Genomic DNA, 16,146 nt, shown 5'->3' with positions numbered 1-16,146 from the left:
CACATCGCCTCGGGGCAGGGCACTCCCTGTCGTGGCGGGCCCCGCCCGGTCAGGCCTTGTGCACGATCTGCGTGTCCAGGGTCACTTCCACGTTCGAACCGATCGCCGCGATCCCGTGCGCCAGCATCGACTGCCAGTTCAGCGTGAAGTCCTCGCGGTTGAGTTCGGCCGTCGCCCGGCAGGCCGCCCTCGGCTCGCCCTCCAGCCCCGTACCCAGTCCCAGGTAGTGGGTGTCCAGGGTCACGGACTGGCTGACCCCGTGCAGGGTGAGAGCGCCCGCCACGGACCAGCGGCTGCCGCTGCGGTGGATGAACCGCTCGCTGTAGAACTCCACCGTCGGGTGGCGGGCCGCGTCCAGGAAGTCCGCGGAGCGCAGGTGGTCGTCCCGCATGCGCAGCCCGGTGTCGATGCTCGCCGCGTCGATGATCACGTGCATGGAGGAGTCCTCCATACGCTCGGCTATCCGAACCGCACCGGCGAAGGTGTTGAACCTGCCGTTGATCCGGGCGAAGCCGATGTGCCGGGCCGAGAAGCCGATCGAAGAATGCCCCGGATCGAGCTCCCAGTGGCCCGGCTGCGGCAGCAGCGGCGGATCCACCGGGTCCAGGACGATCTCCCCGGTGCCCGGCTGCGCCGGGTCCCCCACCAGGGTCGCCCCGTGGAAGGGCGCGTAGCCCTCGGCCGTGACGGCCAGCCGGTACTCGCCCGCCGGCACCGCCGCCGTGAACCCGCCGAAGGGGTCGGTCTCCCCGCTGACGATCCGTCGGCCTATCGGATCGGTCACCTCGAACTTGGCCTGCCGGACCGGCTGGTGGACCGTGTCGAGAACCCGGCAGCTGAGCAGCCGCGCGGTATGAGGAAGCGTCAGTGTCGCGGATGTCTGGGGACTGGCGCTTCCCGCCGTCTCCGTCCCCCGTCTGCGACTGAACATGGTTCATGCACCCCCGTGCTGTGTGGGCTTGGACCGCTCTGGCGAAAACGAATTCGATCATGCTGTCGGGTTGGGGGCAAACGGAGCGGTCACTCCTGGTATGCCCGTGCCGTACCCGTCGCCGAATGGCCGGGAACGCCCGCAGCCGCGGGCCGCTGCCGGTGACGGCGACCGAACCGTCCTCGTCCGTGCGCAGTACGGCCGCACCCGAATCCCGCAGCCGGGCGAGCGTACCCGGCGCGGGGTGCCCGTACCTGTTCCCGGCGCCCACCGGGACGATCGCGAGGCGCGGCCGGATCCGCTCGTACAGCCCGGGATCCTGGTGGGCGCTGCCGTGGTGCGCGACTTTGAGGACGTCGACCGGCCCCAGTTCCGGATGGTTCCTCAGCAAGGCCTGCTGGGAGCCCGGTTCGAGGTCGCCCAGCAGGAGCAGGGTCAGGCCCGCGCCGCGTACCAGCAGGGCCACGCTCGCGTCGTTGGGTCCCTCGGGAAAGGCGCCCGCGGCCGGCGGCCACAGCACCTGCCACTCCAGCGGCCCGGCCCGCCGCCGCTCCCCCTCCCCCGCACGGACGACGGGTACCCCGGCGGCCGCCGCCGTCCGCCGTACGAACGCGGCCTGGCCCGGCGGTTCTTCCAGCCCGGTGACTTGCACCACACCCACCGATCGGCCCTTCAGTACCCCCGTCAACCCGCCCACGTGGTCGGCGTGGAAGTGCGTCAGCAGGATCAGCGGCACCCGGCTCACGCCCAGTTCCCTCAGGCACACGTCCACCGGCCCGGGCTCGGGGCCCGCGTCCACCACCACGGCCGTACCGGGGCCGACCGCGAGTACGGCGGCGTCCCCCTGGCCCACCGCGCACTGGGTGTAGATCCAGTCGGGCGGCGGCCAACCCTTGATCGTACGAGTGACCAGTGGCGGCCTCAGTACGGCGAGGAGCAGCACCACGGCCAGGGCGGGGGCGAGCCATCGCCCACAGCCGAACCGCCTGCCGAGCACCACCACCGCGAAGGTGGCCGCGGCGAGCAGCAGCCCTCCGCCCACCCCGCCGGGCCAGCCCAGCTCCGCCCCGGGCAGGTTCGCCCCGCCCCGGGCCACGGCGGCGATCCACCCGGCGGGCACGCCCGCGCACCGGGCGAGCACCTCGGCCACCGGCCGGCACACCGGGGCAGCCGCGAGCGCGGCGAACCCGAGGACGGTCGCGGGTCCCGCCGCCAGCTCGGCCAGCAGGTTGCAGGGCACCCCCACGAGGCTCACCCGGGCCGACAGCACCGCGACGACCGGCGCGCACACCGCCTGTGCCGCCGCCGCGGCCGCCAGCGCCTCGGCCCAGCGCGGCCGCATCCCGCGCCGCTGCAGGGCCGCGCTCCACCGGGGAGCCAGCGTCAGCAGGGCTCCGGTGGCCAGGACGGAGAGGAGGAAGCCGTAGCTCCGGGCCAGCCAGGGGTCGTAGAGCACCAGCAGCAGGACGGCGGTGGCCAGCGCCGGGATCAGGGACCTGCGCCGCCCGGTGGCGATGGCCAGCAGGGTGACCGAGCCGCAGGCCGCCGCCCGCAGCACGCTGGGCTCCGGCCGGCACACCACCACGAAGGCCAGGGTCAGCGCCACCCCGCACAGGGCCGTCGCCCGCAGCGAGAGCCCCAGACGCGGGGCCAGCCCGCCCCGTTCGGCCTGCTGCGCGCGGGCCGGGGCCCCGATGAGCAGGAAGAGCACCACGGTCAGGTTGGAGCCGGAGACGGCCAGCAGGTGCAGCAGATCGGTGGCGCGGAACGCCTCGTGCAGATCGGGCTCCACCCGGGAGGTGTCCCCCACCACCAGTCCCGGCAGCAGGGCCCTGGCGTCCGGGGGCAGCCCGTCGGTGACCTCGCGCAGCCCGGCCCGCAGCCGCCCGGCGATCCGCTGGACGGTGTCCGGACCGCCGGTCACCCGCGGCGGGGAGTCCCCGGCGGGACGGAGCAGGGCGACGGCCCGCTCCCCGCCCCGCGCCGGGGACAGCCGGGCCACCACCGCGACCCGTGTCGAGGGCTGCAGCCGGTCCCACCCCGGATGCCCCGCCAGCACCCGCACCGGGGTCGACACCCGGGTCCGGGCACCATCGGGCCCGGTCACCCGGGTCACCACGGCGTCGAGCACCACCACCGGCGGCCCGCTCCCGGTGCGGGCCGTCCGCGGATCGGAGCCCACGGTGAGGTCCGCCAGCACCCGGGCATGGTCCCGGGCCAGCTCCGGGACCGGCCCGGCCCGCGCCTCGGCCCGCTGGAGGCCCGCCACGCCGGCGCCGGCGGCCGCGCACAGCAGGACCACCGCCGCGGCCGTCCGGAACGGCACGGAGCGCCGGCGGCCCGCCAGCATCAGCAGCCCGGCCGCCCCGACCCCCAGCCCCGCCGCCACGGCACTGCGGCCGGCCGATACCCCGAGCCCCACGGCAGCCGCCCCCCAAACGGCGAGAGCCGGCCCCACCAACCGCAGATCCACCGGCCCCAGCTCCGGCCCGGCCGAACCCCGCCCCACCACTTCCCGCCCGGCCGAACCCCGCACACGCGCACCCCGCCCGACCGCCTCCCCCGAGGCCGAACCCCGCACACGCGCACCCCGCCCGACCGCCTCCCCCGAGGCCGAACCCCGCACACGCGCACCCCGCCCGACCGCCTCCCCCTCGGCCGAACCCCGCCCACGCAGACCCCGCCCGGCCGAACCCGGCCCCACCGGATCCCGCGCGCTCAACCCCCGCCCGGCCGGACCCGGCCCCGCTCCGCCGCCCCGCCTCACGGCCGCACCAGCTCGCGCAGATCGGCGAATCGGCGCTCACCGATCCCGTTGACCTGCCGGAGCTCCTCCACCGAGCGGAAGCCCCCGCGCACCGTGCGGAAGTCCACGATGTGCTGCGCGAGGACCGGGCCAACCCCCGGCAGGCCGTCCAACTGCTCGGCCGTGGCCGTGCCGAGGCTCAGCGGCCCGGAGGCGGGACCTCCCCGGCCGGTCGGCGGCGGCGGGGCCGGAGCGCCGACCAGTACCTGTTCGCCGTCCATCAGGACCCGGGCCCGGTTCAGCCCGGTGGTGTCCGTCCCGGGCCGCACTCCCCCGGCGGCGGCCAAAGCATCCTCCACGCGAGAGCCGGGAGGCAGCTTGCGCACTCCGGGGTCTCGGACCTTGCCGCTGACGTCCACCAGGATGGGACCGGCGGCAGGACCCGCCCGTGCCGCGGTCGGGGCCGGCAGGGCGGCCGCCGCGGGCGCCACCACGGCGGGCGCGGTCACCGGCCGGGGCCTGGCCGCCCTGTACTGCTGTGCTGCGAACCCGACCGCGACGACCAGCACCACCGAGACGGCGGCCACCGTGCGCGGCTCCACCCCACAGCGGGTGTGCAGCCACAGGGGCAGCCGCTCCCGCACCGCGAGCCACCGTAAAGCCCCACCGGGTGCCTCCCGACCCTCGGTCGGGGCCTCCGCCTCGGCCCGGGCAGGCGCCTCGACCGGGGCCACCGCCCCGCCCCGGGCAGGCGCTTCGGTCGGAACCCCCGCCCCGACCCGGGCCGGTGCCTCACACCGGACCCCCGCCCCGGCCACGGCCGGCGGCTCCGCCCGGACCGCGGCTTCGGGCTCCGCCACCGCCCCGACGGAGCGGGCGCCCGGCGGCTCCGCCCCGCCCGGGGTGCCCCCCGGCGGCGGAGCGCCCGGGGGCCGGCCCGCTCCGAGCAGGGCCTCGGCCCGGCGTCGCACCACCGCGGGATCGGGGCGGCCTGGTCGCTGTCCGCGGCGGTGGCGAAGACGGCTGTCGGAGAGACGGGGACGGCCGGGGCCACTGGTGGCGCCGGCGGGACCTGAGGTGCGCGTACGAAGAGTCATGGCACGACGGTAGGGCCGCACCGCGAGACGCGTTCGGAAGCCTCAGTTCCGGTGGATGACCGGACCGTTGTGGATATCTCCGTCACCCGGTCCGGTGATCAGCGCGGGGAGACGACCGCCGCCAGCAACCCCGGTCCGGTGTGTGCGCCGATCACCGCGCCGACCTCGCTGACGTGCAGCTCGACCAGCCCGGGGATCCGCTCGCGAAGCCTCTGCGCCAGCTTCTCCGCGCGCTCCGGGGCAGCGAGGTGGTGCACGGCGACGTCGACGGGGCCGGACCCGGCGCGCTCGACGGCCAGCTCCTCCAGGCGGGCGATGGCCTTGGAGGCCGTACGCACCTTCTCCAGCATCTCGATCCGCCCTCCGTCCAGCGTCAGCAGCGGTTTCACCGCGAGCGCCGAACCGAGGAGGGCCTGCGCGGCCCCGATGCGGCCTCCGCGGCGGAGGTAGTCGAGGGTGTCGACGTAGAAGTACGCGGACATCCCGGCGGCCCGCTTCTCGGCCGCGGCGACGGCTTCGTCCAGGGACCCCCCGGCCTCGGACACCTCCGCCGCGGCCAGGGCGCAGAAGCCCAGGGCCATGGCGACCATGCCGGTGTCGACGACGCGGACGGGCACCGTGGCGGTCTTCGCTGCCAGGACGGCGGCGTCGTAGGTGCCGGAGAACTCCGCGGACAGGTGCAGGCTGACGATGCCTGTCGCACCGGCCTCCACGGCCGCCCGGTAGGCGCGGGAGAAGTCCTCGGGGCTGGGGCGGGACGTGGTGACCGAGCGGCGCTTCTGCAGGGCCAGGGCGAGGCTCTTGGCCGAGATCTCGGTGCCCTCTTCCAGGGCCTCGTCGCCGAGGACCACGGTCAGCGGGACGGAGGTGATTCCGTGCCGCGCCATGGCCGGTTGGGGCAGGTAGGCCGTGGAATCCGTGACGATCGCGACATGGCGGGACATGAGGCGGAGGTTACCGGCAGTGGGGGTGTTCCGGCAGCCCGGGTCTGCCGATGGGCCTCGGGCCCCGGGTCCGGGTGGCCTGTCGCCGGGCTCCGAGCAGTCCGCGGGCACGCCGCCCCAGGTTCCGGACGGGCTCCGGACGGACTCCGAACACGCTCCGGCCGCAGGTGATCGGCCCTGCGGGGCCGGGTCCCCCACCCGCCCTTCCACCGTTCCCCGGGCTCGGCCCGGAGCCGCGCCTCAAACGCCGGCGGGGCTGGGAAAGGGTACCGGGCTGAGCCCGGACCCCCTGGGGCTCCGCCCCAGACCTCGGTCCTCAAACGCCGGACGGCTGGAAACACCCAGACCTGGATCCGGATGCGGCCCGGCTCAGGTCGTCGCTTCCGGGCGGCGGGTCTTCTGCCAGGGGTACTGGGGGGTCGGGGCGGGTTCCGAGAGCGCCGGGGGCTCGGGGGTGTTCCACGTGGGAGTCGCGTGCGGGAGGTCGTCGGCCGGTGCGCGGGACCAGTCCCGCAGGGCGCCCGACTCGACGTCGATCTGTGCCGACAGGTGCGACAGGTCGTCCTCCGCGAAGCGCCGTGCGCGGTCGCGCGCCGCCCAGCGCAGCGAATCCGCCGCCTGCGTGATCTGCGCCGTGCGCTCCCGCAGGTCCGGCATGACCGCCGCGATCCGCTGGCGGTCGGGCTCCGCCTCCAGGCGCTTCAGTTCGTCGTCGAGTTCGTGCCCGTGCACGCTCAGCCGCTCGAACAGGCCGATCGACTCCTTCAGCGAGGCGTCCGTCTGGACCCCCTCGTACAGCGCCTGCTGCGTCGCCCGCATCGAGTTCCGCAGGTCCAGTCGCAGCGTGGCCAGCGTGCCCGCGACACCGACCTGGCCGAAGCTGCGGGCCTTCAGGGTGGTGTCCTCCACGGTGCGGCGGGCTTGGGTGATGGTCCGGTCCACGCCGCGCGCGGCAGCCTTGACCACCTTCGTCGTCACATAGGCACCGAGCCCCAGAAAGGCGAACAGCAGCACCAGGGCCACGATGATAAAAGCCGCCTCCATGAGGGTCCCTTCCCCAGCCGATTACGTCCCTTCCACCGTAAACGCCACGGGCAGGCCGCGGGTTCCAATCGAACCCCCAACCTGCCCGTACGGGATTACCCCTACTCGCGTCAGACGGCTCCGTCAGACGGAGCCTTCAGACGGAGCCGTCACACGAAGACATCGCGCGAAGACGTCACACGAAGACATCAGACGACGATGTTCACCAGCTTCGGCGCACGCACGATCACCTTGCGGATCTCCGCCCCGCCCAGCGCCGCCACGACCGCCTCGTCGCCCAGCGCCAGCTGCTCCAGCTCCGCGTCGGAGATCGTCGGCGAGACCTCCAGGCGGGCCTTGACCTTGCCCTTGATCTGGACGACGCACGTGACGCTCTCGTCCACGACGTACGCCGGGTCCGCGACCGGGAAGTCCTGGTGGACGACCGACTCGCCGTGGCCCAGGCGCTGCCACAGCTCCTCCGCGATGTGCGGGGCCAGCGGAGCCACCAGCAGCACCAGCCGCTCGGCGACCGAGCGCTCCAGCGGCCGGCCCGCCTTCGTCAGGGTGTTGTTCAGCTCGGTGATCTTCGCGATGGCGGTGTTGAACCGCAGTCCGGCCATATCGCCGCCGACCCCGTCGATCGCCTTGTGCAGCGCGCGCAGGGTGGCCTCGTCCGGCTCCCCGTCGACGACCGTCACGGCGCCCGACTCCTCGTCCACCACGTTGCGCCACAGGCGCTGCAGCAGCCGGTACTGGCCGACCACGGCCCGGGTGTCCCAGGGACGGGAGACGTCCAGCGGGCCCATCGCCATCTCGTACAGGCGCAGGGTGTCCGCGCCGTACTCCTCGCAGATCTCGTCCGGCGTGACGGCGTTCTTCAGGGACTTGCCCATCTTGCCGTGCTCACGCTTGACCGGCTCGCCCTGGTAGAAGTAGCCGCCGTCCCGCTCCTCGACCTCGGCCGCCGGGACGTACACACCGCGCGAGTCGGTGTACGCGTACGCCTGGATCATGCCCTGGTTGAACAGCTTGTGGAACGGCTCCACCGAGGAGACGTGCCCCAGGTCGAACAGCACCTTGGACCAGAAGCGCGCGTACAGCAGGTGCAGCACCGCGTGCTCGGCGCCGCCCACGTACAGGTCGACGCCGCCGTGCGGCTGACCCTCGCGCGGGCCCATCCAGTACTGCTCGATCTCGGGGTCGACCAGGGCCGAGCCGTTGTTCGGGTCCAGGTAGCGCAGCTCGTACCAGCAGGAGCCGGCCCAGTTCGGCATGGTGTTGGTCTCGCGCCGGAACGGGCGCACCCCGCGCCCGTCGCCCAGGTCCAGCTCGACGTTGACCCACGCCTGGTTGCGCGACAGCGGGGTCTCCGGCTGGGAGGCCGCGTCGTCGGGCGCGAAGGTGCGCGGCGAGTAGTCCTCGACCTCCGGCAGCTCCAGCGGCAGCATCGACTCGGGCAGCGGGTAGGCGACGCCGTCCTCGTCGTAGACGATCGGGAAGGGCTCGCCCCAGTAGCGCTGGCGGCTGAACAGCCAGTCGCGCAGCCGGAAGTTGACGGTGCCCTCGCCGATGCCGCGCCCGGTCAGCCACTCGGTGATCGCGGCCTTGGCCTCGACCACGCCCAGACCGTCCAGCGAGACGCCCTCGCCCGTCGAGTTGACGATCGTGCCGTCGTACGAGGAGAACGCGCCCTCCCACTCCAGCGGGTCGGCGTCGCGGTCGTCCGTGGGCTGGACGACGCAGCGCATCGGCAGCTCGAAGGCGCGCGCGAACTCGAAGTCGCGGCTGTCGTGCGCCGGGACGGCCATGATCGCGCCGGTGCCGTAGCCCATCAGCACGTAGTCCGCGATGAAGACGGGCACCTGGTCGCCGCTGACCGGGTTGGTCGCGTACGCGCCGGTGAAGACGCCGGTCTTGTCCTTGGCCTCGGCCTGCCGCTCGACGTCCGACTTCGCGGCGGCCTGCTTGCGGTACGAGTCCACGGCCTCGGCCGGGGTCGCGTTGCCGCCGGTCCACAGCTGGTGGGTGCCCTCGGGCCATGCGGCCGGGACGATCTTCTCGACCAGCTCGTGCTCGGGGGCCAGCACCATGTAGGTGGCGCCGAACAGCGTGTCGGGGCGGGTGGTGAAGACGGTGATGGCGTCGCCGTCGCCGACCGCGAAGTCCACGCGGGCGCCCTCGCTGCGGCCGATCCAGTTGCGCTGCTGCAGCTTGATGGCCTCGGGCCAGTCCAGCGCGTCCAGGTCGTCGATCAGGCGGTCGGCGTAGGCCGTGATCCGCATGTTCCACTGGCTCAGCTTGGACTTGAAGACGGGGAAGTTGCCGCGCTCGGACCGGCCGTCGGCGGTGACTTCCTCGTTGGCCAGTACGGTGCCCAGACCGGGGCACCAGTTGACGGGCGCGTCCGAGGAGTACGCCAGCCGGTACTCGTTCAGTACGTCGGCGCGCTCGCCCGCGCTCAGCGCGGCCCAGGAGGCTCCGCCGGGCAGCTCACGGGAGCCGTCCTCGAAGGAGGCGACCAGCTCGGCGATGGGCCGGGCCTTCGCGGCGTCCGCGTCGTACCAGGAGTTGTAGATCTGCAGGAAGATCCACTGGGTCCACTTGTAGTAGTCCGGGTCGATCGTCGCGAACGACCGGCGCTTGTCGTGGCCCAGACCCAGCCGGCGCAGCTGGACCTTCATGTTCTCGATGTTCGCCTCGGTCGACACGCGCGGGTGCGTACCGGTCTGCACGGCGTACTGCTCGGCCGGCAGGCCGAAGGCGTCGAAGCCCAGGGTGTGCAGGACGTTGTGGCCGGTCATCCGCTGGTGGCGGGCGAAGACGTCGGTGGCGATGTACCCGAGCGGGTGGCCGACGTGCAGCCCCGCACCCGAGGGGTACGGGAACATGTCCATGATGAACTTCTTCGGGCGCGCCACCACCGCCGCGTCGCCGGCCAGGTCACCGGTCGGGTTGGGAGCCTCGTAGGTGCCCTGCGCGTCCCATACGTCCTGCCAGCGTGCCTCGATGTCGGCGGCCATGGCAGCCGTGTAACGGTGCGCCTCGGCCGCCTCGGGGGCCGGGGTGTTCGTCTCGCTCATGATTCCTGAAGCTCCATCGATCGTCTCTGCCGGTTCTGCTGCCCAAACGAAAAAACCCCTCGCACAGGAGGGGGCGCCGCGCCGGGGCCGACCGCTTCGTGGGGTCGGAACTGTTCAGCGCGGCTCGGTAAGCAGAAGGCGTACGGCACGCATGGCGTCAGGGTACCGCAGCGGCCCCGAGGGGCGCTCGACCCTTCCGGCCGGTGGACGCACGACCGGTGGACGTCCAACCAGTGGACGCCCAACCAGTGGGCACACAAACGGTGCACGCACAACGAGAAGCGGGCCACCGTTTCCGGTGGCCCGCTTCTTCACTGTGGAGCTATGGAGAATTGAACTCCAGACCTCCTGCATGCCATGCAGGCGCTCTACCAACTGAGCTATAGCCCCTTGTCTTGCCTGCCGCTTCGTGGCCCGTTTCCGGTCCCCCTTGGCGACATCCCAAACATTACACGGTGATGGCCCTGGTCCAAAAATCGGTTTCCGCGAGCTCCGGGCCATGTCCGTTTCATGGCGATTCGTCACATGCCCCGGCTCGTTGCGCATACCTACGCCATGCCGTTCCGTGCCCCTACGTCATGCCGTCCCGCGTCACCGGCTCACGCCGTTGCGCGTCCCCGCGTCACGCCCGCGCGAACTGGTAGAACCGCTTCAGCGTGCAGTGCTCGTCGAGCAGCCGCCCGTAGATCGGCTCGCCCTCCAGCTCTCGGTACGTCTCGATCGGGTCGCCTTTTATGATCAGCGCCCGCGCACATTCCTCGCACCAGTACTGGTAGTCGGGGTTGACCGGCTCCATGTCCCGCACGATCGGCGTGCCGTTGTTGCACCAGTCGCACCGCCGCCGGTGTGCACCCATCCGTCAGCGACTCCCTCCCGCGTCGGGCCGTCGTCGTCCCCCTCCGGCCGTCCGATTCTGCCATGCCGGTGCTCGCTCGGGCAGCTGTGGACAAAAGCAAAGATCCCGCCCCCTGTTGGGGACGGGATCTTGATTGTGGAGCTATGGAGAATTGAACTCCAGACCTCCTGCATGCCATGCAGGCGCTCTACCAACTGAGCTATAGCCCCGCTCTCCGCGACGCTCCCCCCGTTTCCGGTGTTCTGCGCTGCGAACAAGAAGAACTCTAGCCTGTGACCAGCCGGAAAGTGAAATCCGGGTGGGAGCCGCTCCGAGGTGGGCTCAGTCGTCGTCGCCGAGCACCGGTTCGGGCAGCGTGCCGGCGTTGTGTTCCATCAGCCGCCAGCCTCGCGCGCCCTCGCCCAGGACGGACCAGCAGCAGTTGGAGAGCCCGCCCAGACCCTCCCAGTGGTACGAGTCCAGGCCCAGCAGGCGGCCGATCGTCGTACGGATGGTGCCGCCGTGGCTGACCACCACGAGCGTGCCGCCGGGGGGCAGCCGGTCGGCGTGTTCCAGCACCACCGGCGCGGCCCGGTCGGCGACCTCGGTCTCCAGCTCGCCGCCGCCGCGGCGGACCGCCTCGCCGCGCTTCCACGCCGCGTACTGGTCGCCGTACTTCTTCAGGATCTCGTCGTGCGTGAGGCCCTGCCATTCGCCGGCGTACGTCTCGCGCAGCGCCTCGTCGTGCGTCACTGCCAGACCCGTGACGGCCGCCAGCTCGGCAGCCGTGGCGGCGGCGCGCATCAGGTCCGAGGCGACGATGGCGTCGGGCTTCAGCGAGGCGAGCAGCCGGGCGGCACGGCGCGCCTGCGCCACACCGGCCTCGGTCAGCTCGATGTCCGTGGAGCCCTGGAAGCGGCGCTCCAGGTTCCACGAGGTCTGGCCGTGCCGCCACAGGACGATCTTGCGGCTGGTCCGGCCGTTCCCGCTGGTCGTACCGGCACCGGTGGTGCCGTCGTGGGTCGCGCTCAGAACAGATCACCGTCCAGTTCGTCGTCGCCCTGCGCGGCGCGCAGCGCGGCGTGCTCCTCGGCCTTGCCCTTGGTGAGCTTGGCGTCCTCGGGGAGGTCGATCTCGGGGCAGTCCTTCCACAGGCGCTCCAGCGCGTAGAAGACGCGCTCCTCGCTGTGCTGCACGTGGACGACGATGTCGATGTAGTCGAGCAGGATCCAGCGGGCGTCGCGGTCGCCTTCGCGGCGCACCGGCTTGGCGCCCAGCTCCTTCAGGAGCTTCTCCTCGATCTCGTCGACGATCGACTTGACCTGGCGGTCGTTGGGCGCCGAAGCGAGCAGGAAGGCATCGGTGATCGACAGCACGTCGCTGACGTCGTACGCGATGATGTCGTGCGCGAGCCGGTCGGCCGCGGCCTGGGCGGCGGCGGTGATGAGCTCGATGGAGCGGTCCGTGGCGGTCACTGGCCATGCTTTCGGGTTGGCGGGCAGATCCTTACAAGGGTCTCATGTACCGCCGACACCGCCCGCGCGCAGCGTGCCGCGCGGGCGGAGCCGCACCCGACGGGTGCCGCCGGAGCAGGCCGCAGTAGGCCTCCCGAGGGGTCAGGACGGTTTGTAATCCTTGCCCAGCGTCACCACGACGTCCGCGTTCACCGCGTTCTCGGCCTTCTTCACGGCCGTTTCGGGCAGGCCCAGCGTCTTGGCGACCTCGATCGCCTTCTCCCGTTGCGCGTCGTCCTGGTACGTGATCTGCGACGCGGCCGCGGTCTTGTCGGCCTTGCCGCCGTCCACGAAGGTGTAGCCGCCGTTGAGCAGGGCCGCCTTCGCCGCCGTGCCCGTCTTGTCGTCGCCGGTGGCGTCCTTCAGGCCGACCCGCGGCAGGGCCCCGGGCTGGGCCTCCGTGACGGTGCCGCCGAGGATCTCCTTGACCACCTTCTTGTTGGCGTCGTCCGTGAGGCCGCCGTCGGGCTTCACCCCGAGCACGTCGGTGCGGTACTTGCCCACCTTGGCGTGCTCGCCGAGCTTGGCCAGCAGCGCGCCGAGCGTCTGCGCGTTCAGCGCGGGGTCCAGGATCTGCCCGGTGGTCTCCACGGTCATCGCCGCCGACTTCGGATCGCCGGGCACCTTGCGCAGCAGGCCCAGCAGGACCTTGCCGAGCCGGTCGAGCTGCTTGGCCTCCGGCTCGCCCTGCGCGCGGTACGTGGCGTAGGCGACCGCCATCGCACCGCTGAGGCTCTGCTTCGGTCCCTGGCCGACGGCGGGCACCTTCGCCGCGTCGTCCGCCGGGACGGCCACGTCGGTGTCGACCTCGATGCCGCCGACCAGCTCCACGAAGTTTTCCAGGAAGGGGGTGTCAAGCCGCCAGGTGCCGCCGATGCGGGTGCCGAAGACCGAGTCGAGGGATTCCCGTACGCCCAGGCCGCCGTCCGCGACGGCCTTGCCCAGCTGGGACGTGGTGCCGTCGTCCTTGGAGACGTTCAGCGTGTTCGGCACCAGGACGGTGGCGCCCTGCTTGGTGGTCACGTTGTCGACGAGCAGCGCCGTGGAGGTGCCGCCCTTCTTGGTGTTGTGCACGTGCACGACGATCATGTCGCGCTTCTGCGGGCCGGTGGCCGACGCGCCGTCCGACGCCTTGCCGGGGGCCTCCAGGAAGGGCAGCTTGTCCGCGTACCAGAGGTAGCCGAGGCCCGCGACGACGAAGAGCGCCAGGACGACGATCAGCGCCACCACCCGGTTGCGGCCGCGCCGGCGGGCCTCCTCGCGGCGCTCGGTCCGGCTCTCGGTGAAGGCGAGCCAGTCGATGACGTCCTCGGAGTCCTCGTCCGGCTGGTCGATGAAGGCGAACTGCTCGGTCTGGTACGAGGACCCCTGCCCCGGCCCGTCGGCCCGGCGGGGCTCCGGGACCTGCGGCGCGGGACGGAACTCCGGCTCGGGCGCGGTGGCCCGCAGGGGCGCCTGCGCCGGGGCCTCGGGGGCGGCCTGCTGCGGGATCCACTGCTGGGTGGCCTGGGTGTCGTACTGCGGCACGGACTGGGTGTCGTACCCGTACTGCGGGGCCTGTGTGGCCTGCGGGTACTGCTGCTGGGGCTGCTGCGGGTAGTACTGCGGCGGCTGCTGCGGCGGCTGCTGCTGTCCGCCGTACCCCTGGTAGTCGTAGCCGTAGCCCTGCTCGTACTGCTGCTGCTGTTGCTGCTCGTAGGGGGGCTCGGGGGCGGGCTGCGCGGGCGCCTGGCCGTACAGCGGCCGCCCGTACGCGTCGTAGCCGACGAGCTGCTGCTCCTGGCCGGCATACGGGTCGTACGGCTCGTGTCGGTCATTCACCGCGGGCCCCTCTCTCCGGAAGCTCAGGCTCCCCGGTACAGCTCACGCTTGTCGATGTAGCGGACCACGCCGTCGGGCACGAGGTACCAGACAGGATCCCCCTTGGCCACGCGGGCACGGCAGTCCGTGGACGAAATGGCCAGCGCCGGAACCTCGACGAGGGAGACGCCGCCCTCGGGCAGGCCGTCGTCGGTGAGCACGTGTCCCGGCCGGGTGACACCGATGAAGTGCGCGAGGGCGAAGAGCTCCTCGGCGTTCCGCCAGGTCAGGATCTGTGCAAGGGCGTCGGCGCCGGTGATGAAGAAGAGGTCGGCGTCGTCGTTGAGGGCGCTCAGGTCCCTCAGGGTGTCGATCGTGTAAGTCGGCCCGCCGCGGTCGATGTCGATGCGGCTCACCGAGAACTGCGGGTTCGAGGCGGTCGCGATGACCGTCATCAGGTACCGGTCCTCGGCGGACGACACGGCCCGCTGCGACTTCTGCCACGGCTCGCCGGTCGGTACGAACATCACCTCGTCGAGGTGGAACAGCGCGGCCACCTCACTGGCGGCCACCAGGTGTCCGTGGTGGATCGGATCGAATGTCCCGCCCATCACCCCGAGCCTGCGCTTCACCGGGCCGGTAGGCATTTCCTGCTCTCCCATGAGCGCAGAGCCTACTGGCCCGGTGGCGCGGCAGGGACCCGCCTACGGGCGCGTACTCGGCGGACCGGGCCTTGGGGGGTTCAGCGGTCCCGGTTCAGGCGCGTGGTGACCCACAGCATCAGCAGGAGGATGCCGAAGGCCGCGCCACCGGTCAGGTACGGGCTCAGGCTGTCGTGGTTGCCGCCGTGCTTCTCGGCTCCCTCGGAGGCGAGAACGACCAGGTTGTGGGCGGTGGAGGCGAGGCTCATCAGGCAGGTACCTATCGAGTCGGGGAGCGGGCGGAGATTTCGCTCACATCGTATGCGGGGGCCTGGGGCACGCTCACGCCGACTCAGGCGTTGGAGAGGATAGACGGGCGGCCAGCCGCACACATCAACGGGGAGGGCGCTATGACGGGGACGGGATTCGAGAAGGCACCGGCGCGGGACCGAAAGAGGTTCCCCGGTATTTCCTCACGGGCGTACGAGCATCCGGCGGACCGGTCCGCGCTCGTGGCCCTGCGCAAGCTGACCGGCTTCGACACGGTCTTCAAAACGCTGAGCGGGCTGCTGCCCGAGCGCAGTCTGAGACTGCTCTTCCTCTCGGACTCCGTCCGGGTGGGCGAGACGCAGTTCCCGCACCTGCACGCGATGCTCCTGGACGCCTGTTACATCCTGGACCTGGAGAAGGTCCCGCAGATGTACGTCCAGCAGGACCCCAAGCCCAATGCCATGTGCATCGGGCTGGACGAGCCGATCATCGTGGTCACCACGGCCCTCGTCGAGCTGCTCGACGAGGAGGAGATGCGGGCGGTGGTGGGCCACGAGGTGGGCCACGCGCTGTCGGGGCACGCCGTGTACCGCACGATCCTGCTGTTCCTGACGACCCTGGCGCTCAAGGTCGCGTGGATCCCGCTGGGCAATGTGGCGATCATGGCGCTCGTGACGGCGCTGCGCGAGTGGTTCCGCAAGTCGGAGCTGTCCGCGGACCGGGCCGGGCTGCTGGTGGGACAGGACGTGCACGCCTCGATGCGCGGGCTGATGAAGCTCGCGGGCGGCAACCACCTCCACGAGATGAATGTCGACGCGTTCCTCGCCCAGGCCGAGGAGTACGAGGAGAGCGGCGACCTGCGCGACTCCGTCCTGAAGATCCTCAACGTGCTGCCCCGGACGCACCCCTTCACCACGGTGCGGGCGGCCGAGCTGAAGAAGTGGTCGCAGAACCGGGACCACCAGCGGATCATGGACGGCCACTACCCGCGGCGCGAGGAGGACAAGGACACCTCGGTGACCGACTCCTTCCGGCAGTCCGCCGCGCACTACGCCGACACGGTGCGCACGAGCAAGGACCCGCTGCTGAAGCTGGTCGGCGACATCGCCGGCGGCACGGCGGACCTGGGCGGCAAGCTGCGGGAGAAGTTCTCGGGCATGGGTGCCGCGGGTGCGGGCGGCTCCTCGGGCAGCAGCGGCAGCGCCGAGAACAAGGGCAAGGACACGGACACCGGCAAGGGCGGGGCTACGGAGCAGGGCTGA

The 16,146-nt window shown here is 72.1% G+C and carries 12 protein-coding genes, 2 tRNA genes and 1 pseudogene; 1 reads left to right on the top strand and 14 read right to left on the bottom strand.

Going from position 1 to position 16,146, the window contains the following annotated elements:
• Positions 1-49 precede the first annotated feature (49 nt).
• From OG276_RS25155 to OG276_RS25090, 14 genes and pseudogenes are all read right to left on the bottom strand, one after another.
• Complete coding sequence (locus OG276_RS25155; protein ID WP_266908963.1) at positions 50-931, bottom strand: YceI family protein; 882 nt, start codon at positions 929-931, stop codon at positions 50-52.
• A 136-nt stretch (positions 932-1,067) separates the two neighbouring features.
• Positions 1,068-3,281 (bottom strand): annotated as a pseudogene (locus OG276_RS25150) (ComEC/Rec2 family competence protein); the annotation flags it as partial.
• Positions 3,282-3,694: 413 nt separating this feature from the next.
• Positions 3,695-4,774 (bottom strand): ComEA family DNA-binding protein, encoded by a 1,080-nt coding sequence (locus tag OG276_RS25145; protein ID WP_266908962.1) that lies wholly within the window; start codon positions 4,772-4,774, stop codon positions 3,695-3,697.
• Between the two features lie 98 nt (positions 4,775-4,872).
• Entirely contained in the window at positions 4,873-5,718 is an 846-nt protein-coding gene (locus tag OG276_RS25140) for a DegV family protein (protein ID WP_266908961.1), read from the bottom strand.
• 369 nt (positions 5,719-6,087) lie between these two features.
• Positions 6,088-6,762 (bottom strand): hypothetical protein, encoded by a 675-nt coding sequence (locus tag OG276_RS25135; protein WP_266908960.1) that lies wholly within the window; start codon positions 6,760-6,762, stop codon positions 6,088-6,090.
• Positions 6,763-6,950: 188 nt separating this feature from the next.
• On the bottom strand, positions 6,951-9,824 hold the full coding sequence (gene leuS, locus OG276_RS25130) for a leucine--tRNA ligase (RefSeq protein ID WP_266908959.1): 2,874 nt from the start codon (positions 9,822-9,824) through the stop codon (positions 6,951-6,953).
• Between the two features lie 317 nt (positions 9,825-10,141).
• Positions 10,142-10,214: transfer RNA gene (locus OG276_RS25125), tRNA-Ala, on the bottom strand.
• Positions 10,215-10,446: 232 nt separating this feature from the next.
• Positions 10,447-10,680, bottom strand: a complete 234-nt coding sequence (locus tag OG276_RS25120; protein WP_007264019.1) for a hypothetical protein — start codon at positions 10,678-10,680, stop codon at positions 10,447-10,449.
• A 136-nt stretch (positions 10,681-10,816) separates the two neighbouring features.
• Positions 10,817-10,889: transfer RNA gene (locus tag OG276_RS25115), tRNA-Ala, on the bottom strand.
• A gap of 112 nt (positions 10,890-11,001) precedes the next feature.
• Positions 11,002-11,691 carry a histidine phosphatase family protein gene (locus OG276_RS25110; protein WP_266913098.1) on the bottom strand — a complete coding sequence of 230 codons (690 nt, stop codon included), beginning with the start codon at positions 11,689-11,691 and terminating at the stop codon, positions 11,002-11,004.
• Positions 11,688-12,134, bottom strand: a complete 447-nt coding sequence (gene rsfS, locus OG276_RS25105; RefSeq protein ID WP_250739445.1) for a ribosome silencing factor — start codon at positions 12,132-12,134, stop codon at positions 11,688-11,690. Before rsfS ends, OG276_RS25110 begins: the two co-directional genes overlap by 4 nt.
• Before the next feature lie 141 nt (positions 12,135-12,275).
• Positions 12,276-13,994, bottom strand: a complete 1,719-nt coding sequence (locus OG276_RS25100; protein WP_266908958.1) for an LCP family protein — start codon at positions 13,992-13,994, stop codon at positions 12,276-12,278.
• Positions 13,995-14,017: 23 nt separating this feature from the next.
• Positions 14,018-14,635, bottom strand: coding sequence for a nicotinate-nucleotide adenylyltransferase (gene nadD / locus OG276_RS25095; RefSeq protein WP_243334788.1), 618 nt, complete (start codon positions 14,633-14,635; stop codon positions 14,018-14,020).
• An 80-nt stretch (positions 14,636-14,715) separates the two neighbouring features.
• The gene (locus tag OG276_RS25090; protein WP_266877591.1) at positions 14,716-14,883 is read right to left on the bottom strand and encodes a hypothetical protein; all 168 of its coding nucleotides are present in this window, start codon (positions 14,881-14,883) and stop codon (positions 14,716-14,718) included.
• A 141-nt stretch (positions 14,884-15,024) separates the two neighbouring features.
• On the opposite strand from OG276_RS25090, the gene OG276_RS25085 reads away from it, so the two are divergent.
• A complete protein-coding gene (locus OG276_RS25085; protein WP_266908957.1) occupies positions 15,025-16,146 on the top strand; it encodes a M48 family metallopeptidase in 1,122 nt (373 codons plus the stop codon).

The sequence above is a fragment of the Streptomyces sp. NBC_00086 genome (assembly GCF_026343255.1).
In the GTDB taxonomy this organism is placed as follows: domain Bacteria; phylum Actinomycetota; class Actinomycetes; order Streptomycetales; family Streptomycetaceae; genus Streptomyces.
The sequence above is the reverse complement of the archived record's forward strand: the minus strand, read 5'-3'. Positions and strand labels throughout refer to the sequence as shown.

Bases quoted from the DNA above. Each gene is read 5' to 3' on its own strand.
- nadD (WP_243334788.1), bottom strand. From the start codon at position 14,635: ATGGGAGAGCAGGAAATGCCTACCGGCCCGGTGAAGCGCAGGCTCGGG.
- OG276_RS25135 (WP_266908960.1), bottom strand. From the start codon at position 6,762: ATGGAGGCGGCTTTTATCATCGTGGCCCTGGTGCTGCTGTTCGCCTTT.
- OG276_RS25085 (WP_266908957.1), top strand. From the start codon at position 15,025: ATGACGGGGACGGGATTCGAGAAGGCACCGGCGCGGGACCGAAAGAGG.
- OG276_RS25155 (WP_266908963.1), bottom strand. From the start codon at position 931: ATGTTCAGTCGCAGACGGGGGACGGAGACGGCGGGAAGCGCCAGTCCC.
- OG276_RS25090 (WP_266877591.1), bottom strand. From the start codon at position 14,883: ATGAGCCTCGCCTCCACCGCCCACAACCTGGTCGTTCTCGCCTCCGAG.
- leuS (WP_266908959.1), bottom strand. From the start codon at position 9,824: ATGAGCGAGACGAACACCCCGGCCCCCGAGGCGGCCGAGGCGCACCGT.
- OG276_RS25120 (WP_007264019.1), bottom strand. From the start codon at position 10,680: ATGGGTGCACACCGGCGGCGGTGCGACTGGTGCAACAACGGCACGCCG.
- OG276_RS25140 (WP_266908961.1), bottom strand. From the start codon at position 5,718: ATGTCCCGCCATGTCGCGATCGTCACGGATTCCACGGCCTACCTGCCC.
- OG276_RS25145 (WP_266908962.1), bottom strand. From the start codon at position 4,774: ATGACTCTTCGTACGCGCACCTCAGGTCCCGCCGGCGCCACCAGTGGC.